This window comes from Martelella lutilitoris, assembly GCF_005924265.1.
Classification (GTDB): Bacteria; Pseudomonadota; Alphaproteobacteria; order Rhizobiales; family Rhizobiaceae; genus Martelella; species Martelella lutilitoris.
The window spans coordinates 192,532-211,088 of the sequence record NZ_VCLB01000008.1; the positions used below are offsets into that span (position 1 = coordinate 192,532).

Annotated in this window: 19 protein-coding genes; 11 read left to right on the forward strand and 8 right to left on the reverse strand. The window is 63.1% G+C overall.

The window, feature by feature from the left end; genetic code table 11:
* Window positions 1-350 precede the first annotated feature (350 nt).
* The 5 genes from FF124_RS15510 to FF124_RS15530 all read left to right on the forward strand — a co-directional run bounded on the left by FF124_RS15510 (window position 351) and on the right by FF124_RS15530 (window position 5,532).
* Window positions 351-1,292 (forward strand): patatin-like phospholipase family protein, encoded by a 942-nt coding sequence (locus FF124_RS15510; RefSeq protein WP_138749391.1) that lies wholly within the window; start codon window positions 351-353, stop codon window positions 1,290-1,292.
* 41 nt (window positions 1,293-1,333) lie between these two features.
* Window positions 1,334-3,007: an alpha/beta hydrolase gene (locus FF124_RS15515; RefSeq protein ID WP_138749392.1), complete on the forward strand. Its 1,674-nt coding sequence runs from the start codon at window positions 1,334-1,336 to the stop codon at window positions 3,005-3,007.
* A gap of 164 nt (window positions 3,008-3,171) precedes the next feature.
* Window positions 3,172-3,873 (forward strand): L,D-transpeptidase, encoded by a 702-nt coding sequence (locus FF124_RS15520; protein WP_138749393.1) that lies wholly within the window; start codon window positions 3,172-3,174, stop codon window positions 3,871-3,873.
* Window positions 3,874-4,136: 263 nt separating this feature from the next.
* Window positions 4,137-4,703 (forward strand): NADPH-dependent FMN reductase, encoded by a 567-nt coding sequence (locus tag FF124_RS15525; protein ID WP_138749394.1) that lies wholly within the window; start codon window positions 4,137-4,139, stop codon window positions 4,701-4,703.
* A gap of 154 nt (window positions 4,704-4,857) precedes the next feature.
* Entirely contained in the window at window positions 4,858-5,532 is a 675-nt protein-coding gene (locus FF124_RS15530) for a hypothetical protein (protein WP_138749395.1), read from the forward strand.
* A 27-nt stretch (window positions 5,533-5,559) separates the two neighbouring features.
* Here the strand turns inward: FF124_RS15530 and FF124_RS15535 are convergent, their stop codons facing one another.
* Entirely contained in the window at window positions 5,560-6,162 is a 603-nt protein-coding gene (locus FF124_RS15535; RefSeq protein ID WP_138749396.1) for a flavin reductase family protein, read from the reverse strand.
* 1 nt (window position 6,163) lies between these two features.
* Entirely contained in the window at window positions 6,164-6,748 is a 585-nt protein-coding gene (locus FF124_RS15540; protein WP_246072478.1) for a nitroreductase family protein, read from the reverse strand.
* Between the two features lie 124 nt (window positions 6,749-6,872).
* On the opposite strand from FF124_RS15540, the gene FF124_RS15545 reads away from it, so the two are divergent.
* From FF124_RS15545 to FF124_RS15555, 3 genes are all read left to right on the forward strand, one after another.
* Window positions 6,873-7,817, forward strand: coding sequence for a hypothetical protein (locus FF124_RS15545; RefSeq protein WP_246072480.1), 945 nt, complete (start codon window positions 6,873-6,875; stop codon window positions 7,815-7,817).
* Between the two features lie 28 nt (window positions 7,818-7,845).
* On the forward strand, window positions 7,846-8,643 hold the full coding sequence (locus FF124_RS15550) for a glycosyltransferase family 25 protein (RefSeq protein ID WP_187326971.1): 798 nt from the start codon (window positions 7,846-7,848) through the stop codon (window positions 8,641-8,643).
* A 112-nt stretch (window positions 8,644-8,755) separates the two neighbouring features.
* Window positions 8,756-9,556 carry a glycosyltransferase family 25 protein gene (locus FF124_RS15555; RefSeq protein ID WP_138749399.1) on the forward strand — a complete coding sequence of 267 codons (801 nt, stop codon included), beginning with the start codon at window positions 8,756-8,758 and terminating at the stop codon, window positions 9,554-9,556.
* 45 nt (window positions 9,557-9,601) lie between these two features.
* Here the strand turns inward: FF124_RS15555 and thrS are convergent, their stop codons facing one another.
* The 4 genes from thrS to FF124_RS15575 all read right to left on the reverse strand — a co-directional run bounded on the left by thrS (window position 9,602) and on the right by FF124_RS15575 (window position 13,697).
* Window positions 9,602-11,575: a threonine--tRNA ligase gene (thrS, locus tag FF124_RS15560; RefSeq protein WP_138749400.1), complete on the reverse strand. Its 1,974-nt coding sequence runs from the start codon at window positions 11,573-11,575 to the stop codon at window positions 9,602-9,604.
* Window positions 11,576-11,723: 148 nt separating this feature from the next.
* Window positions 11,724-12,407: an outer membrane protein gene (locus tag FF124_RS15565; RefSeq protein ID WP_138749401.1), complete on the reverse strand. Its 684-nt coding sequence runs from the start codon at window positions 12,405-12,407 to the stop codon at window positions 11,724-11,726.
* 113 nt (window positions 12,408-12,520) lie between these two features.
* A complete protein-coding gene (locus FF124_RS15570) occupies window positions 12,521-13,006 on the reverse strand; it encodes an Lrp/AsnC family transcriptional regulator (RefSeq protein WP_138749402.1) in 486 nt (161 codons plus the stop codon).
* A 64-nt stretch (window positions 13,007-13,070) separates the two neighbouring features.
* Entirely contained in the window at window positions 13,071-13,697 is a 627-nt protein-coding gene (locus tag FF124_RS15575) for a uracil-DNA glycosylase family protein (RefSeq protein ID WP_138749403.1), read from the reverse strand.
* A 170-nt stretch (window positions 13,698-13,867) separates the two neighbouring features.
* Here FF124_RS15575 and FF124_RS15580 point away from each other — a divergent pair, with 170 nt between their 5' ends.
* A complete protein-coding gene (locus FF124_RS15580) occupies window positions 13,868-15,595 on the forward strand; it encodes a sensor histidine kinase (RefSeq protein ID WP_187326972.1) in 1,728 nt (575 codons plus the stop codon).
* 15 nt (window positions 15,596-15,610) lie between these two features.
* Window positions 15,611-16,114, forward strand: a complete 504-nt coding sequence (locus tag FF124_RS15585; RefSeq protein WP_138749405.1) for a GNAT family N-acetyltransferase — start codon at window positions 15,611-15,613, stop codon at window positions 16,112-16,114.
* A 9-nt stretch (window positions 16,115-16,123) separates the two neighbouring features.
* Here the strand turns inward: FF124_RS15585 and FF124_RS15590 are convergent, their stop codons facing one another.
* Both FF124_RS15590 and cobT read right to left on the reverse strand, forming a co-directional pair.
* A complete protein-coding gene (locus FF124_RS15590; protein ID WP_138749406.1) occupies window positions 16,124-16,492 on the reverse strand; it encodes a diacylglycerol kinase in 369 nt (122 codons plus the stop codon).
* 125 nt (window positions 16,493-16,617) lie between these two features.
* Window positions 16,618-17,634, reverse strand: a complete 1,017-nt coding sequence (cobT, locus tag FF124_RS15595; RefSeq protein WP_138749407.1) for a nicotinate-nucleotide--dimethylbenzimidazole phosphoribosyltransferase — start codon at window positions 17,632-17,634, stop codon at window positions 16,618-16,620.
* A gap of 108 nt (window positions 17,635-17,742) precedes the next feature.
* Here cobT and cobS point away from each other — a divergent pair, with 108 nt between their 5' ends.
* Window positions 17,743-18,522 carry an adenosylcobinamide-GDP ribazoletransferase gene (gene cobS / locus FF124_RS15600; protein WP_138749408.1) on the forward strand — a complete coding sequence of 260 codons (780 nt, stop codon included), beginning with the start codon at window positions 17,743-17,745 and terminating at the stop codon, window positions 18,520-18,522.
* The last annotated feature ends 35 nt before the right edge of the window (window positions 18,523-18,557 follow it).

An 18,557-nucleotide genomic window follows, 5' to 3' on the forward strand; every position in this document is an offset into this window, starting at 1 on the left:
CGGATACGATCTAGCGGGCGTTTGGATGGCGCGCCACGTATCGGCATCCGTGGCGCGCCGTTCGAGTGGTTCTCGGACCGGATGCATCGCTCTTCCCCTGAAGAACGGAAGCCGGCGCTGCCTGCGGGATTGCATCGACGTGCGACATGTTTCGCAAGCCAGCACCGCGCACCTTATGCAGTAGAATATTTTTTCACATAAATTTCATAAACTTATATGGTTAACTTCATATCAATATCGCTGAAGTTCATGCAAAGGATTAACGCTGAGCACGCGTCGTTGCCGCCTTTGCTTGCCTGCCATTTACGGGCAAATTATAGTTTGCCCACTGCCTTGTGATGGGAAGAGCCATGGTCCGACGTCGAAACTTCCTGCTTGCCGCAAGCGCCGGCCTGATCGCCGGATCCGCCCGGGCGCAAACGCCGCTGCCAAAGGACCCCGCCATGGCTGACATCGCCGAGGATGTTTCACGCGAGAAAGAGGGGCTGGCACTGGCGCTCGGCGGCGGCGCGGCCAAGGCCTTCGCCCATATCCCCTATCTGGAAAGCCTCGATGCGCTCGGCGTCAGGCCCAGGGAAGTCGCGGGCACCTCCATGGGCTCGATCCTCGGCGCGCTCTACTGCGACGGCATGAGCGGCCGCGAGATCCGCGACTATGTCGTCGACCTCTTCACCCGCCGCCAGTCGCTCCTGAAGAAGCTGCTGATCGACACCGGCGACACCTGGGGATCGCTGATCAACATCTTCCGGCCAGCCGTCGTGGAGCCGGAGGTGCTGTTTGCGGCACTGTTTCCCGAGGGCATGGCGCGGGATTTCTCCGAACTCGAAATACCGCTGACGATCGTCGCCACCGATTTCTATCGCCAGAACGAATATGTGATGCGCGATGGTCCGCTTCTGTCGGCGATCTCCGCCTCCTCCTGCCTGCCCGTGCTGCTGACGCCGGTAAGGCGCGACGGTCGGGTGCTGATCGACGGCGGTTTCGTCAATCCGACGCCCTTCGACCTTCTCGACAAGGCCCGCTATTTCACCGCCGCGATCGACGTGACCGGAACCGATGTCGAGGACACCGGCGAAATCCCGGGCTCGTTCGAGACCTGGGCCGGCTCCTTCAGCATCACCCAAAGCTCGATCGTCGCCGAGAAGGTCAAGTGCGCCCGGCCCGATCTCTTCATTGAACCGGCGGTCGGCGGTTTCAATCCGATGGACTTCTTCGAGGTCGAGGACATCCTCGCCGCCGCCGACGCGGATCAGGATTCCTTCCGGCGCCGGATCGAGAAAATTCTCAATTAACAGGCAATTAGAACAAGAAGCAGAGAGACGGGTTAAACCAGATGGAACAGGATGATCGCCAAAGCCGAAGCTGGTACAGCATCAGCATTTTTGCCCTTTCGCTGGGGCTGGTGTTCTTCGCCGCTTCGCTGACGCCGTCGCTGATCCCGCGCGGCTGGCCGCTGCAGGGCGTGCTGGCGGGCCTGGTGATGGCGCTCGGCTACATGATCGGCCGGTTTCTGCTGTCCCTCTGGCGCGCGCTGCAGATCCCCGAGCCGCGCGGCGCCTGGCGGACCGTCGGTCGCGCCGTCGTTCTTGTCGCATCGCTTGGCCTTCTCGCCTTCTGCCTGTCGATGTGGACCGAATGGCAGAACTCCGTGCGCTCGCGGGTCGACATGGAGCTTCTCGAAGGCGGCGCGGTGCTCGCCATTCTCGTCATCGGGCTTTTGACCTTCGCCGTCCTGTTCCTGTTCGGCTCGCTGTTCCAGTCCGCCTTCGACGGGCTTCGACGGCGGCTTTACCGGGTCATTCCGCCGCGCGCGGCCAATCTGCTCGGCCTGGTCATCGTGCTGCTTATCGTCTTCGTCGCCTCGCGCGACTGGGTCCTGCCGTCGGCCATCGAATTCCTCGACGAGACCTTTGAGACGGCGCAGGACCTGTTCGAGACAGCGCCGCCCGCGCCGACGGATGCCTTCATTCCCGGCAGCCGCGAATCGCTTGTCAGCTGGGCGGCGATGGGCCAGCCCGGCCGCGATTTCGTCACCAGCGCGCCCTCGGCGGAGGACATCGCGACCTTCAGCGGCGTTCCGGCCAAACGCCCGATCCGCGTCTATGTCGGCCGGTCGGAGGATGACGACCCGAAGGAGCGGGCGGAGATCGCGCTTCAGGAACTGATCCGGCTGGACGCCTTCGACCGCAAGATCCTGCTGATCGCAAGCCCCACCGGCACCGGCTGGCTCGACCCCGGCGCGCATGACACGCTGGAATTCATGCAGAACGGCGATGTCGCCACGGTCGCCGTCCAATACTCCTTCCTGCAATCGCCCCTGGCGCTGATCTTCGAGACCGATACCGGTCTCGCTCAGGCAACCGCGACCATGGAGACGGTCTACCGCTACTGGCTTACCCTGCCGGAGGACAGCCGCCCGGAACTCTACATGCACGGCATCAGCCTCGGCGCATGGTCGTCCATGCATTCCTTCAACGTGTTCCAGATGATGGACCAGCCGGTGGCCGGCGCCGTCTGGGCGGGCCCGCCCTTCCCCTCCTATCTCTGGCGCCAGACGGTTTCCGCGCGCAATGAGGGCACGCCCTATGTGCTGCCGGTGGTCGACAAGGGCGAGGTCGTGCGTTTTTCCTCGCAATTCCGCAAGCCGGCGCAAAGCGGCGACGCCTGGGGTCGGATCAGGATCAATTTCCTCCAGTATGCCTCTGATCCGATTGTATTTTTTGAACCCAACTCCGGTTTTCGCGAGCCGGAATGGATGAAGGAAAAGCCGGCGCCGGACGTTTCGCCCTATCTGCGCTTCGTGCCGGTGGTGACCCAGTTCCAGCTTGCCCTCGACATGGCGCTGTCGAAGGCGCTTCCGGCAGGCTTCGGGCACAATTACCTCGCCCGCGATTATATCGACGCCTGGGTCGCCGTTTCCAATCCCGACGACTGGAGCCCGGTGCGCACCCAGGCGCTGAAGAACATCTGCAATCTGGGCAGGGATACCGGCTGCGCGGTGGAATGAGGCTTCCGGAAGGGCAAGGGCCGCAAAACTGCGTGTTTTCGGTCACACCCGCCCGACCAAGCGACGCGATACCGCGATTGTGACCGGGTGACGCTATCAAGGTGGAACCCGCTCGGCTAAAAGCCGTTTAGGACTAGACTTTTCCAATTTATCAAGAGGCTTGAATGCTCGTTGACAAGACGATGTCGCGCCGAACCTTTCTTCTCGGCGCCGTTTCGACCACCGCAGTGCTTACCGGCTGCGTGAGCCAGTACCCGTCCCAGCCCGTCGCCCCGGCAGAGCCGCGCATCGGCGCCACGCCCTACACTGCCGCGCAACTCGACGCGATGTACGGCCCGCTCGAGGATAATGGCTACATGATCCCGGCCGTGCCGTGGCGCCAGATCGACCCGCTCTACTACCGCCAGGAAGTCCGGGACCCGACCGGCGAGGCCCCCGGAACGGTCGTCGTCGACACGCCGAACCGCTTCCTCTACCTGGTCGGCGAGAACGGCATGGCGATGCGCTACGGCGTCGGCATCGGCCGCGCCGGCTTCTCCTGGGGCGGCAATGGCGTGATCCAGTGGAAGCAGGAATGGCCGAAATGGTTCCCGCCGAAAGAAATGATCGAGCGCGATCCGAAGCTTGAGAAATATTCCAACGAAAACGGCGGCATGGAGCCGGGCCTGATGAACCCGCTTGGCGCGCGCGCGCTCTACATCTTCGAAAACGGCAAGGATACGCTCTACCGCGTCCACGGCAATCCGGACTGGACCTCGATCGGCAAGGCCGTTTCCTCCGGCTGCATCCGCATGCTGAACCAGGATGTCATCGACCTGTACAACCGGGTCAACAACCTGCCCGCTCCGATCGTCGTCTATCAGTAAGGAGAAGCGGTCGAAAACGGCCAGCTCTCCTCGTCAGCCAAGCCTCACGCCCCGTCTTTCGGTGGGGCGCAACTGTCTTCTGGTCGCTTGCGGTTACCGGCATGTGACCTGGTCTCTTTCCTGTCCTCCCTTGCCTCGCCCATCGCCCCCCCCTATTTTCCTTCCGTGTTCATCTGAGACCGACGGGCTGTCTTCCGTCCGGTCTGTTCTTTCGTAATTCGGCGCCGACGACATGTTCCTCGCGCCGCGGCCAGGAGAATTCCATGAAGCTCAACATCATCATCGGCAGCACCCGCCCCGGACGGGTGGGTCCGTCCATTGCCAAATGGGTCGGCGATTTCGCCCGCGAACATGGCAAGTTCGAAGTCGAGGTCGTCGATCTCGACGATTTCAAGCTGCCCTTGCTTGATGAACCGAAGCATCCGCGGCTGCAGGAATATGAGCACGAGCATACCCGCAAGTGGAGCGAGAGCGTCGCCTCTGCCGACGCCTTCATCTTCGTCACCCCGGAATATGATTTCTTCGCCCCGGCAACGCTCGTGAACGCGCTGCAGGTGGTCTACAAGGAATGGGGCTACAAGCCGGCCGGCGTCGTCAGCTATGGCGGCGTTTCCGGTGGCCTGCGCGCCGCCCAGGAACTGCGCACGCTGATCGTCAACCTCAACGCCCACCCCCTTCCCCAGGTCGTGCCGATTCCCTTCTTCCCGAAATTTCTTGGCGAAGACGGCGAGCTGACGCCGAATGACGAGATGAAGGCAGGCGCGACCGGTCTGCTCGATGAACTCCACAAATGGGCCGGCCCGCTTGCGGAAATGCGCAAGTCCGCCTGACCGATGATGCCGGGCAGCTACCCTGCCCGGCTTTTTGCGCGCCGAACGACGCAAAACTGTCATATTACAAGTGGAAAGACGCCGAATGCCGTTTCCAAGCGGCTTGCATTCGGTCATTCTGCCTCCCGTGGGAGACCCGGTTGGAGGAATGACGATGGACATTCGCCGCATGAAAGTCTGGCTGCTCGGCGTGGCGACAGACGACCCCCTTCCTTTCGATCCGCAGGCAAACCGCCCGGATTGCCTGTGTCTTCCCGCCAAGGGCGAGGACCGGCTTGAGGAACGCATCGCCTCGCTCAGAAGCGTACTGCCCTCGCTGCCGATCTTCCTGATCTGCGAACCAATCTCCAAAGCCTATAATGTCGACGATTTCTCGCGCGCCGCCCGCACTGCGCCCGACGGCATCATTCTCAAAGGCGTGGAAAGCGCCGCCCGCATCCAGATGGCCGAGACGCTGCTTCGGGTGGTCGAGGCGCGCGCGGGGCTGGAGGAAGGCTCGATCGCGCTGATCGCCATGATCGGCGACAATGGCGGCGGGCTTCTCAACGCCCGCCATTTTCTCCACCGTCACCGCCGCCTGATCGCGCTTGGCTATGACGGCGATGCGCTTGGACCCGCCGATGGCGACGTCGCCCGCCAGGGCGCGGTCGCAACCATGCTCGCCGCGCGCAATCTCGGCGTTGCGGCGATCGACTTTTCGGCCGCCCCCTCGCCGACGGAGGCATTCGAGACCTCCTGCCACCATGCCGCGCGCACGGGCTTTGCCGGCAAGCTGACCAAAAACCCGGACCATATCGGCATCATCAAGAACGCCTTCGGCGCGGCTTGAGAGGCATTCCCGGATATTCCCGCGCGCCTATCGCGGCCTGATCATCTCGAACACATCGCCGCCGTCGCAATAGTCGCGATAGCCGAGGCGCGCGAGCGGGCGGACCCTCGCCATGTCGAGGCGACCCTCGGGGGTCAGCGCCTCATCCTTGATGTGGACCGCGACGACCTGGCCGAAGACCATGCGGCTCTGCGTGACCGCGCCCTCAAGCGTCGGCGGCGCCATGATTGCCGTCATCCTGCATTCCAGCGCGGCGTAGGCCTCGCCGACATAAGGCGCATCGACCAGCCGACCGGCGACCGGGGTAAGCCCTGCCGCAGCGAACTCGCTTTCGCCACGCGCAAGCGCGGCAGAGGTCGTGTTCATCTGTTCGGCAAGATCCCTGCTGACCAGATTGACGGTGAAGACGCCGGTCTCATCGATGTTGCGCAGGCTGTCCTTGGTCGTATCGGAGGAGAACATCACCACCGGCGGCGCCGAGGAGACGGCGTTGAAGAAGGAATAGGGCGCGAGATTGTCCTCGCCCCTGCCGCTGCGCGAACCGATCCAGCCGATCGGCCGCGGCGAAACGATCGCCTTGAACGGGTCATGCGGCAGGCCGTGCTCGTTTAGGTCGGTGGTGTAGAACATCTCAGATCTCCCCGCGCCAGGTGACGACATCGGCCAGTTCCGGCCGGACGCGTTCGAAAGGCGGCTCCCCGCGCGTGCCGATATGGACGAAGCCGACCACGCGCTCGCCGGCAGTAACGCCAAGCGCCGAAAAGGCGCGCTCGTCGAAGGCGTACCATTCGCTGAGCCATGTGGCGCCGTAGCCGAAGGCATTGGCGGCAGCGACCAGATTATAGCAGGCCGCCCCCGCCGACATGATCTGCTCCCACTCGGGTATTTTGGGATGGAGCGCTGCGCGGCTGATGACGCCTACGACGAGCGGCGCGCGCGTCAGCCGCTCCCGCTCGAGCTTGAGGCGCTCGGGCGAAGCATCCGCGTCATCGGCAAGGGTAATCTCGGCGAGCGCCTCGCCCACCTCGGCCCGCGCCTTGCCGGCATAGACGATGAAACGCCAGGGGGCCAGCTTGCCGTGATCGGGCACGCGCGCGGCGATCGTCAGGATCTCCTCAAGCTCGGCGCGGGAGGGCCCGGGCTCTCCAAGCTGAAGGACAGGCGTGGACCGGCGGGTTCTCAGAAATTCGACGACGGCGTCATTCTTCTCGTTCAACGCAAACCTCATTCATTCAAAAACAAGGGCCTCTGCCCTTGAAAAGGCCACGATAATCAGGCCAAAACGCTTCTTGCGAATTTGGCTTGAACGCTTGCGATCCGCAAGTCAACCGGCGAGAAACATGGCTCTCTTTGCTCAGCACCGACCTTTCCTCCTCCGGCTCCTGGCCGCTCTCGCCTGCGCCCTGATGACCTCCGCCCTGCCGGCGGCGGCGCAGAGCGCCGGCGAAGACCCCTTTTCGCTGATGCGCGGGACGCAGGAACCCGGCGTCAAGCGCACGGTCTCCTTCGAGGCGCGCCTGACACAGGACGGCGCGGTGATGCGCGACGGACTGACCTGGCGGGTGTTCAAATCTGTTCCCGACGCCAGTGGCCGGCTGGAGCTGGTGGCCTCCGCCGAGGGCGGCAGCAAGACGATCGAGCTGCCCGCCGGCGAATATTTCGTCAACTGCGCCTTCGGACGCGCTTCCACCACGCGCAAGGTCGCCGTTCCACGCACCGGCGAGGGCAAGGTGGACGTCGCCCTCGTGCTCGAGGCAGGCGGCCTCGTTCTCAACGCAACGCTCGGCGATGACAGCCGCGCCGATCCGGACCTCCTCCGCTTCACCGTCTATGAGGACCGCGGCGACAAGCGCGAGCTGGTGATCGAGGACCTCAAACCGGAAACCATCCTGCGCTTGCGCGCCGGGACCTACGAGATCGTCTCCTATTACGGCGATCTCAACGCCGAGGCTCATGCCCGGCTCAAGGTCAAGGCCGGCGAAATCACCGAGGCGACGCTGAAGCAGCATGCCGCCGTCGTCACCCTCACGCTTGCGTCCGAAAAGGGCGGCGAGGCGCTGGCCGACACGTCATGGACCGTGCTCGGCGCTTCCGGCGACGTCCTGACCGAAAGCCGCAGCGCCTACCCCTCGATGATCCTGGCAGAGGGCGAATATACCGCAATCGCCCGCAACAAGGACTCCGTTTATGAAAAGAACTTCACTGTCGCGCCGGTGAAATCCATCCAGGTTGAGCTGCTGCTCGATGAAGACAAGGCAGAACTGCCGGATGAAAGCGTGGATTGAGCCCGGAGCGAAGCGAGACCAGACGATCATGAAAATCTACCTGCTCAACCTCGAAGACGACCGCGACCGCCTCGCGCATGCGACTGCCATCTTCGCCGACAAAGGCCTCGCCTTCGAGCGGCTTCCGGCCGTCGACGGCCGCAAGATGTCGGAGGCGGAACGGTCCGAACACCTCGCCTTTCCGGCGGCCGGAAGCTTCGATCTCAGCCCCTCCCAGGTCGGCTGCTATCTCAGCCATGTCCATGCCTGGGAGCGGTTCCTGGAAACCGATGCCGCTGTCGCCGCCATCTTCGAAGACGATGTCCATCTCGGGGAGGATATCGACAGGCTGTTCGATGCGCCCGAGACGTGGCTGCCGGATGATGCGGATATCGTGAAGCTCGAGACCTGCCTGCAGAAGGTTCCCCTGCCGGAAAAGGCCGAAGGTGCGGTTGTCGGCCGGAATCTCGTGCGACTCACCGGGCGCCATCATGGCGCGGCAGGCTATATCGTTACCCGCAAGGGTGCGGAGAAGCTGCTGGAGAACAGCCGCAAGCTTGCCGTCGGCGTCGACGCGATGATGTTCAGCCCGCAGGTCGCTGTCGAAAGCCGGCCGATTGTCTATCAGCTCGAACCGGCGATCTGCATTCAGGATGACCTTGCGGAGCGGACGAATGTCGATAAGCTCGGTTTTCCGTCGCACAATGTCCCGAGCGGTACGAAATCCTACGGCGAAAATCACCTCGCTCAGCTTCGCTATCGCCTTCGCGACCGGTCAAGGGCCTTCTATCTCAAGGCGCGCAACGCCCTGCGCGGCTACCGCAAGCGCATCGTCGCCTTCCGCTGAGAGCTGACGCTTCGGACGCGACGACGCCGTTTTCCCTGTTCCCACCAACCGGAGTTCGGCTATATAGCCGGCGAACGGAAACGCTCGCCCACTCACCCATGAAAGCCAGTCCTTGCTCACATTCGTCATAAATCTCGACCGGGATACCGACCGTCTTGCCGCGATCGAGGAGATCATGGCGGCGCGCGGGCTGGACTTCACCCGGCTTGCGGCAAGCGATGCCCGCCTGCTCGGCGATGACGAGGTTGCCCGGCTCTCGGCCTTTCCAGCCCCCTTCAGCCGGGAGATGACGCGCGGGGAAATCGGCTGCTACCTCAGTCACCGCCGCGCCTGGAGCGCGCTTGTGGAAAGCGGCGCGCCGGCAGCAGCCGTCTTCGAGGATGATGTCGAGATCAGCGCCTCAACCCGCGCCGTGCTTGACGGCCTCGCAAGCCGCCTGCCCGCCGGCGTCGACATCGTGAAGATCGAGACCAGCATGAAGCCGGCGGAACTGGCGCGCAAGACGGAGGTCATGCTTGGCGCGCATGCGCTCAAGCGTCTCGTCGGCTGCCATATCGGCTCGGCCGGCTATGTGATCACCCGGCAGGGCGCTGAAAAAATGCTGGCCCGCAGCCAGACGCTCTTCGTTCCGGTCGACGCCGCTCTGTTCGATCCGAGGGCCGGCATCCGCAACGATCTTTCCGTGATGCAGGTCGTGCCAGCCCTTTGCGTGCAGAACCGCTATGTCGCCGGCGGCGCCGGCGCGGAAGATGTCGCAACGTCGATCGAGGAGCGCGGCAAGCGCAAATCCTATGGCCGTTCGGCAGCGGAAATCGCGCTGAACAGAACGCGCGACAGGATCGCCGTGATTGCCCGCAAGATCTCGGCCGTCATCGCCCGCCGCCGGGCCGCGATTGTCGAGTACCGGCCATGAAAGGCAAAACGGCGCGGCCAAGAGACCGCGCCGTCCTGTTTTCCCTTACGCCAGAGCGCGCTTGCGCTTCAGATCCGGCGGCGTCGCCTCGTCGGTCAGCATGGCGATCGCGTCGGCAAGCGACATCGATTGCTGATCGCGCGAGCCGAGGCGGCGGATATTGACCGCTTCGTCTTCCGCCTCGCGCATGCCGCAGACGAGAATGACCGGCACCTTGGCCAGCGAATGCTCGCGGACCTTGTAGTTGATCTTCTCGTTGCGGAAGTCGGTCCCGACCGAAAGACCGGCAGCGCGCAGCTTCTCGGCAACCTTGCGGCCGTAGTCATCGGCTTCCGAGGTGATGGTCGCGACCACCACCTGCTGCGGCGCGAACCACAGCGGCATATGGCCGGCGTGGTTCTCGATCAGGATGCCGAGGAAGCGTTCCAGCGAACCGCAGATCGCGCGGTGGACCATCACCGGCTTTTTCTTCTCCGACGTCGAGTCGATGTAGAATGCGCCGAAGCGTTCCGGCAGGTTGAAGTCCACCTGGGTGGTGCCGCACTGCCATTCCCGCCCGATCGCATCCTTCAGCGTATATTCGAATTTCGGCCCGTAGAAAGCGCCCTCGCCCGGCAGGATGCCGGTCTTGATCCGCCCGCCGGACTGCGCCTCGATCGTCTTCAACACCTCGGTCATGATCGCTTCGGCGTGATCCCAGTTCTCGTCCGAGCCGACGCGTTTTTCCGGACGCGTGGAGAGTTTGACGACGATCTCGTCGAAGCCGAAATCCTCGTAGACCGAGAGGATCAGGTCGTTGATCTTCAGGCATTCCTCGGCAAGTTGCTCCTCAGTGCAGAACACATGCGCATCGTCCTGGGTAAAACCGCGCACGCGCATCAACCCGTGCATGGCGCCCGAGGGCTCGTAGCGGTGCACGACGCCGAACTCAGCATAGCGGATCGGCAGTTCGCGATAGGACTTCAGCCCGTGCTTGAACAGCTGAACATGGCCGGGGCAGTTCATCGGCTTCAGCGCGAAGACGCGCTTGTCCTCGGCTTCCTCATCGGCGCAGGCAACGGCGAACATGTTCTCGCGGTACCATTCCCAGTGGCCGGAGGTCCGCCAAAGGGCCGTATCCAGCACCTGCGGCGCGTTGACCTCCTCATACTCGCCCTCGAGACGACGACGCATATAGGACGTCAGCGACTGGAACATGCGCCAGCCCTTGGAATGCCAGAATACGACGCCGGGGCCTTCTTCCTGAAAATGAAACAGGTCCATCTCGCGGCCGAGCCGGCGGTGGTCGCGCTTTTCCGCCTCCTCAAGAAAGTTGAGATAGGCATCGAGCTGCTGCTTTTCGGCCCAGGCCGTGCCGTAGATGCGGGTCAGCATCGGGTTGTTGCTGTCGCCGCGCCAATAGGCGCCGGCCACCTTCATCAGCTTGAAGGCATCGCCGATCTGCCCGGTGGAGGTCATGTGCGGACCGCGGCACAGGTCGAACCAGTCGCCCTGCGCATAGATCTTCACGTCCTGGTCTTCCGGGATCGCATCGACAAGCTCGACCTTGTAGACCTCGCCCTTCTCGGCGAAGACATGCTTGGCCTTCTCGCGCGACCACACCTCCTTGGTGAAGGGGGCGTTGCGCTTGATGATCTCCTTCATCTTCTTCTCGATCTTCGGCAGATCGTCGGGCGTGAAGGGCGTCTCGCGGGCGAAATCGTAATAAAAGCCGTTCTCGATCACCGGACCGATGGTCACCTGCGTTCCCGGCCATAATTCCTGCACGGCTTCGGCCATCACATGGGCGCAGTCGTGGCGGATCAGCTCCAGCGCGCGGTCATCGGCGCGGGTGACGATCTCGATGCGGCCGTCCTCGACCGGGTCGGCGAGATCGCGCAATTCGCCGTCAAGGGCAATCGCGACGGCTTTCTTGGCGAGCGATTTGGAGATTGACTCGGCAACGTCGCGGCCAGTCGTGCCGGCGGCGTAGTCGCGCTTGGAGCCATCGGGGAAAACGAGGGAAATCTGATCAGACATATCTTCTCCTAAAACCAGTCCCGCCAACGAATGCGGGTGGACGAAAGGCCGTCTTGCACGGCCAGTTCAACGAGGCCGCTCAATAGTAAAAAAACGGCCCTGCGTAAAGCCGCAAGGCCGTCTGATTGCTGCCGCAGGGGGAAGATCGCTAGAACTTGACGCCAAGGCCCGCGGTGACGGTATTTGAGGAGGTCTCCTGATCGGCCTTGTTGCCGGCACCGAAATAGCCGGTGAAATCGGCGCTCGGATAGCCGGTGTAGCGATATTCAAGCCGGGCGAAGATATTCTCGGTAAAGGCATAGTCGACGCCGGCGCCGACCGTGTAGCCGTAGATCACCTCATGCGGACGCTTGGAGCCCGTGCCGAGATAGAAGTTCGCAACCGCAGCGCCCGCCGTGCCGTAGATCAGCGCATTGCCGAGGGAATAACCGATCCGGCCCCGGAGCGATCCGCCCCAGTTGATGCCGTGGTGGCGCGAGACACCGCCGGCGACATACTGGCTCATGTCGAAAGTGTGGTCGGCATCGATCTCGGCGCCAACCACGAGATTGTTGTCGAACTGAAAATTGTAACCGGCAAAGGCGCCGACGATCGCGCCGGCCATGCCGTTGGACCAAGAGGAACTGCCGGATGCGCCCGAAATCGTCCCGCGAGCGTGTGTCCAGTCATATCCGCCCCTGAGGCCGAGATAGGGACCGTCCCACGGTAGTTCCTCTTCCTCGACATAGACTTCCTGATAAACCGGCGCGGGCGCCGTCACCGCCAGGTCCGCCGCCAGTGACGGCCCCCCGGCCAGAACGACCAGAAAGGCCGCCGCAACTGCTCTCGTCATAACGCAATCCTCACGAATTATGCTTTATGACTGTTTAACAGCGAATGCTTAACAAATGGTCACGTGGCCAAGAATAATACAACTTCTACTTGGCACCGCTGAGTTTGGGCGGCTCAGTCGCCGGATTTCGAAGGCTCCAGCGCCATATAGTCGAGCGGCAGTTCGGTCGAGAACTTGATCTGTTCCATGGCGAAGGACGAAGAGACATCGCGGATCTCGATCTTGGCGATCAGTCGCTTGTAGAAGGCGTCATAGGCGGCGATATCCGGCACCACAACCCGCAGCAGGTAATCGACATCGCCGCTCATGCGGTAGAACTCGAGCACTTCGGGGAAGTCGCCGATGACCTCGGAAAACCGCTTCAGCCATTCGACCGAGTGGGAATTGGTGCGGATGGCGACGAAGACGGTGACATTGGCGTTGACCTTTTCCGGATCGAGCAGCGCCACGCGCCGCTTGATCACGCCCTCTTCCTCCATCTTCTGGATGCGACGCCAGCACGGGGTCGTGGAAAGACCGACCTTCTTGCCGATATCGGCAACGGCCAACGTCGAATCTTCCTGAAGAAGGCGCAAAATCTTTCTATCCAGACGGTCCATTTCCGCTCTCCGTAAAAAATTTTTGCCGTTATAACAAAAATGGCACCGAAAGAAAGAGTGATTTTCAGCCGCCGCCGTAAAGCCGGATCGCCTTTTTCAGTTCCGGCAGCACCTCGTCCTCAAACCATGGGTTCTTCTTCAGCCAGCCGGTGTTGCGCCAGCTCGGGTGCGGCAGCGGCAGGATACGCGGCGCGCGGTTTGCGAGGAAGCTGTCGCGCCAATTACGGACGGTCTCGGTCAACGTCTTGCGGCTGGTCTCGCCCATATGCCAGTTCTGCGCATAGATGCCGATCGCCAGAACCAGCTCGATCTGCGGCATTGCCGCCATGGCTTCCTCCCGCCATTCAGGCGCGCATTCCCTTCGCGGCGGCAGGTCGCTGCCCTTTGCATCATAGCCCGGAAAGCAGAAGCCCATCGGCAGGATGGCAAAGCGGTCGGGATCGTAGAATTCATCGCGGCCGATCCCCATCCAGTCACGCAGCCGGTCGCCGGAGCGGTCGTTGAAAGGGATGCCGGTCTCGTGCACGCGCAGACCCGGCGCCTGGCCGGCGATCAGGATCCGCGCCGTTTCGGACAGGATCGCCACCGGCCGCGGCTCATGCGGCAGGCGGCGCGGCGGCCCGCCTGCCGGGCAGTCGCGACAGACCCGGCACCGTGCAATCGCGTGCGACAGCCCGTCCGCTCCGCTCATTGGCCGCTCCTTCGCCCCGCAGGAGAGCCAGCAACTGCGGCAAAGATTACGACCCGATTAAAAAACAAGGCTAACAAATCCTTTACGGAAGGTATTTCTTAACAATTCGTTCGTAGGTTCATTATCAGCGACAACCAAGATTTGCGATGGCGAACCTCAGCGAGGCCCACATGAAACGCGATACGACACAGCGTCATGATCCTCAGGACACCGAGACCGGGCTTGCCCCGGCCGCTTCCGACGCGGCGTCGGCCACGCTTGCGGCAGACGCCTTCCGTCACGCGCTTTCCGTCATCGAAAAGGGCATTCCCGCCGTTGCGATCCTGCTGGTCATCACCGCGGTCGGCTTTCTCTATATCGGCAGGGACATGGTCTTCGCTCTCTGGGCCCTGGCAGCGCTGACGCTGCACGGCGCGGCCTTTGCCATCGTCCGCAATGCGGCGCGCGAAGGCAAGGATGCCGCAACGCTTGCCAAATGGAACAACCGCGTCATCGGCGCCTACTGGCTGGCAGGTGCCGCCTGGGCGCTGACCGCGCTTCTCGACTGCAGCGCCTGCACCGGCGCGGCCTTTCCCTTCTTCAAGGGGGCGATGGTGATCATCGCGCTTTCCCTGCTGGCGCTCGGGGCGGTTTCGCTGCCGAAGACGACCTGGCACGTGTTCATGCCGGCCGTGATGGCGTTCGGCGCGATCGCCTATCTCGGCAGGGATCCCTTCGACATCGGCCTCGCGTCGACCCTTGCGGTCGTCATGGTGTTCATCGCCTATTTCAGCCATCAACTCGGCGCCGGCGACCGGGCGCTGCTGACGAAGGAAAGCGAAAAGGATGCGCTGAACCGAAAGCTTGCAGAAAGCCTGGAAAAGGCGGAAGACGCAGCCCGGACCGCCGAAGACGCCAACAAGGCGAAGGCAGCCTTCCTGGCGGCCATGTCGCATGATCTGCGCACGCCGCTCAACGCCATCATCGGCTTTTCCGAAATCATGAAAGAAGAGATGATGGGCCCGCTGAAGAACCCTTATTACAAGGAGTATGCCTCCGACATCCACAGTTCCGGCACGCATCTTCTCGACATGATCGACAGCGTGCTCGACCTTTCCCGGCTGGAGGCCGGCGGCTACCGGCTCACCGAACAGCCCGTCTATCTGGTCGATGTCATCGATGCCTCGATGGCAATGGTCGGCCCGGATGCCGCCGCCAGGGCAATCTCCATCCATTGCGACGCCGGCGAGCGGCTTGCCCCCGTCATCGCCGACGCACGCGCCGTCAAGCAGATGCTGATCAACCTGTTGTCGAACGCGATCAAATTCTCGCCCGAAGGCTCCGACATTCTGGTTTCCGCCGGCAACACGGCTGAAGGCGGGCAATATCTGAGCGTGCGCGACTATGGCTGCGGCATGGACGAGGACGCGCTTGCGGCGGCAACGGACGCTTTCTCACGCGGCGCGGCGGCAGACCATGTCGAGGGCTTCGGCCTTGGCCTTTCTATCGTCCGCCAGTTGATCGAGGCGCATCAGGGCGCGCTGGTGCTGCGCTCCGCGCCGGGCCGGGGAACGCTTGCGAGCATCGAATTGCCCGAGGCCCGCGTGGCGGACCTGCCGGCGGCAAGCCTCAGCACGGACGACATTGCCCTGCCGCTGTCGCCGGCACATGACATGCCCTTCATTCCCGGCAGCATCCGGATCGAGGCGGAGGAAAGCGCCGGAACGGCATCAGGCCGCAGCGGTCGAGACCGGCTGGCAGCCGCACTCAAGCGCCGCGCCCACAAGGTGGCCAATGATGTCGGCGGCAGAGAAATCGACTCCGATCTCGCAATCGAGGCCCAGCTGGAAGCGGAGATCATCGAGGCGCTGGACCGCGAACGCGAAAGCGCGCGGCACGAAGCCGCCAACGCGGCTTGATCGCGGGCAGACTGCATGACGAATATCCCCACGCTTGAGACCGAACGCCTGCGCCTGCGCGCGCCGCGCTTCGCCGATTGGCCGGACTACCTTGCCTTTCTCGCCTCGCCGCGCGCGCAGTTCATGGGCGGCCCGCATACGCCCGATACCGCATGGTCCTATTTCAGCAACGACGTCGCGCAGTGGCAGCTCTTCGGCCATGGCGCATTGATGCTCGAAGACAAGAAGGACGGCGCGGTCCTGGGTCAGGTCGCCCTGTGCAAGGGACCGCTGTTTCCCGAACTGGAGCTTGGCTGGTTTCTTTATGAGGGCGCCGAGGGCCATGGCTATGCGATTGAGGCCGCCGCTGCCATGCTTGCCTGGGGTTTTACCGCGCGCGAGGAGCAAAGCATCGTCAGCTATATCGATCCGGAAAACCGCCGCTCCATCAGCCTCGCCAAACGACTGGGCGCAAGCCTCGACGAAACGGCGCAGCGCCCCCATCCTGCGACGCTCGTCTATCGCCACCCCCGCGCGTGAACGGTCCGGTCAGAAGAACACGACATAGACCGCATAGATGACATTGCTGCAGATCAGGCAGAAGGTAGCGAAGGAGCCGAGGTCCTTGGCGTGCTTGCCCTCGACCGAGCGCTCCGGCGAGACCCGGTCGATGATCTCCTCGACCGCCGTGTTCAGCGATTCGGCGGCAAACAGTGCGAACATCAGGATCACGAAGATCATGAACTCGACGCCGCTCGCCCCGACAAAGGCGAAGACCGCAAGGCCGATGACGAAGCCGATCAGTTCATGACGGAAGGCTTCTTCCCTGAGCAGCCGCAGGAAACCCTGCCAGGAATAGCCGCCGGCTGCGAACAGATGACGAATGCCCTTCTTCTTCTCGATCGGCGGCTCGGCCATTCGGTCTCCTCTCGGCTCAAACGCAGGTCGGCGCAATCTGCCACCGGCATGTAACAGATTCGCGACAAGCCTTTGATGGCGCACGGAAAACGGCGTCACAAATGCCGCGCCCGGCAAAGCCTCCGTCAGCTCCGGCCGGAAACGCCCGCCTCCTCAAAGGTCGCCATGCCAGTGTGGCAGGCCGCCGCCGATTTCACCAGGCTTGCGGCAAGCGCCGCGCCCGTCCCCTCGCCAAGCCGCATGCCGAGCGCCAGAAGCGGCGTCTTGCCAAGCTTCTGGATCAGTTTCAGATGCCCCGGCTCGGCCGAGACATGGGCGATCATGCAGTGATCAAGGGCAGACGGATTGATGGCCTTCAGCACGGCGGCGGCGGCCGTGACGGCGTAGCCATCGAGCAGCACCGGCACTTTCTGCATCCGCGCGGCAATGATCGCGCCGGCAATCGCCGCGAATTCGCGACCGCCGAGCCTGCGCAGCAGTTCCAGCGGATCGGCAAGATGGTCCTTGTGCAAGGTGACCGCCTGTTCGACGGCGGCGATCTTGCGCTCCAGCATCTCGCCTTCCGCGCCCGTGCCCGGCCCCACCCACTCGGCGGCCGAGCCGCCGTGAAGGCCGTGACAGATCGCTGCGGCGATCGCGGTGTTGCCGATCCCCATTTCACCAAGGCAGAGCAGATCCACCCCACCCGCGACCGCCTCCATGCCGTAAGCCATGGTCGCCGCGCAATCGCGCTCGGAAAGGGCAGGCTCCACGGTGATGTCGCCGGTCGGATAGTCGAGCGCCAGATCGAAAATCTTGAGGCTGAGATCGACCGAGGCGCAGATCTGGTTGATCGCCGCGCCACCCTTTTCGAAATTGCCGACCATCTGCTGCGTGACGGTCGCCGGATAGGGCGTGATGCCTTTCGCCGCGATGCCGTGATTGCCGGCGAAGACGGCGACCATGGGCCGGTTCACCGCCGGGGGGCGACCGCTCCAGGCGGCAAGCCACATGGCGATCTCTTCCAGACGGCCGAGCGCACCTTCGGGTTTGGTCAAAATTGAGTTACGTTTGCGAGCCGCCGCAAGGGCCGGCGTATCGGCCCCCGGAAGCGCCTCCAGAAGAGCGCGGAAATCATCGAAGGGCTGTCCGGCGGGTTCCATCTAGAGTAAGTCCTTTTTAACTATCACGTGTAAAACGGGGTTATCATCGGTTGTCCTGATCTGCCATAATCCTACTCGCAATACGGCAGCAGCAATGGAAATGCCATCATGACGCGATTGACGAGCCTAGCGACAGACCTCGCCGTGGCAACCGGTTTCCTGACGAGATATCCCATTCCGGCGGAAATGCAAACCGCTGCGCCAGACGGCGCGCGCGCAGCCTGGGCCTTCCCGATTGCCGCCGTTCTCGCGACATTGCTCCCGGCGCTTGTTCTTGTTGCGCTTCTGGCGCTTGGCGCAGGGTCGCTGCTGGCCGCGCTGATTGCGATCGGGGTCAGTATGCTGGTCACCGGCGCACTGCACGAGGACGGCCTTGCCGATTCCTTCGACGGGCTTTTCGGCGGCAAGGATCGTGCGGCTGCCCTTGAGATCATGAAGGACAGCCGCACCGGCGTTTACGGTACAACCGCCCTCACCCTCTCGATCCTGCTTAAGGCCGTCGCGCTTGCGACATTGGTTGCAGAAGGTTCGCTGAATGCAGCGCTTCTCCTCATCGCCGCAGCGGCAGCCGGACGCGCGGCCATGGTCTGCCAGTGGAGTAGCCTTTCGTCAGCCCGCACCGACGGAGTAGCGGCCACGCTCGGCCGTCCCGCAAGGAAGACGGCGCTTTGCGCGGTTCTTGGTGGCGCTGTCATCGTTTTCCTCGTCGCCGGCTTCACCGCTTCGGCGTGGCCATCGCTTCTCGCAACCTGCACCGCCGCGATCGCCGCTCTCGGCTTCAGTCTGTTCGTCTCCCGCCGTCTCGGCGGCTATACGGGCGATACGCTGGGCGCGACGGTACAAATCAGCGAGACCGCCTTCCTCGTTACCCTTGCCATTTGCGTCTGAAACCCGATATCCGGTCACGATGACAAGGCGTGGAC

Coding starts and splice junctions, on each gene's coding strand:
- FF124_RS15510 (WP_138749391.1), top strand. CDS start 351: ATGGTCCGACGTCGAAACTTCCTGCTTGCCGCAAGCGCCGGCCTGATC.
- FF124_RS15515 (WP_138749392.1), top strand. CDS start 1,334: ATGGAACAGGATGATCGCCAAAGCCGAAGCTGGTACAGCATCAGCATT.
- FF124_RS15520 (WP_138749393.1), top strand. CDS start 3,172: ATGCTCGTTGACAAGACGATGTCGCGCCGAACCTTTCTTCTCGGCGCC.
- FF124_RS15525 (WP_138749394.1), top strand. CDS start 4,137: ATGAAGCTCAACATCATCATCGGCAGCACCCGCCCCGGACGGGTGGGT.
- FF124_RS15530 (WP_138749395.1), top strand. CDS start 4,858: ATGGACATTCGCCGCATGAAAGTCTGGCTGCTCGGCGTGGCGACAGAC.
- FF124_RS15535 (WP_138749396.1), bottom strand. CDS start 6,162: ATGTTCTACACCACCGACCTAAACGAGCACGGCCTGCCGCATGACCCG.
- FF124_RS15545 (WP_246072480.1), top strand. CDS start 6,873: ATGGCTCTCTTTGCTCAGCACCGACCTTTCCTCCTCCGGCTCCTGGCC.
- FF124_RS15550 (WP_187326971.1), top strand. CDS start 7,846: ATGAAAATCTACCTGCTCAACCTCGAAGACGACCGCGACCGCCTCGCG.
- thrS (WP_138749400.1), bottom strand. CDS start 11,575: ATGTCTGATCAGATTTCCCTCGTTTTCCCCGATGGCTCCAAGCGCGAC.
- FF124_RS15565 (WP_138749401.1), bottom strand. CDS start 12,407: ATGACGAGAGCAGTTGCGGCGGCCTTTCTGGTCGTTCTGGCCGGGGGG.
- FF124_RS15570 (WP_138749402.1), bottom strand. CDS start 13,006: ATGGACCGTCTGGATAGAAAGATTTTGCGCCTTCTTCAGGAAGATTCG.
- FF124_RS15575 (WP_138749403.1), bottom strand. CDS start 13,697: ATGAGCGGAGCGGACGGGCTGTCGCACGCGATTGCACGGTGCCGGGTC.
- FF124_RS15580 (WP_187326972.1), top strand. CDS start 13,868: ATGAAACGCGATACGACACAGCGTCATGATCCTCAGGACACCGAGACC.
- FF124_RS15585 (WP_138749405.1), top strand. CDS start 15,611: ATGACGAATATCCCCACGCTTGAGACCGAACGCCTGCGCCTGCGCGCG.
- FF124_RS15590 (WP_138749406.1), bottom strand. CDS start 16,492: ATGGCCGAGCCGCCGATCGAGAAGAAGAAGGGCATTCGTCATCTGTTC.
- cobT (WP_138749407.1), bottom strand. CDS start 17,634: ATGGAACCCGCCGGACAGCCCTTCGATGATTTCCGCGCTCTTCTGGAG.
- cobS (WP_138749408.1), top strand. CDS start 17,743: ATGACGCGATTGACGAGCCTAGCGACAGACCTCGCCGTGGCAACCGGT.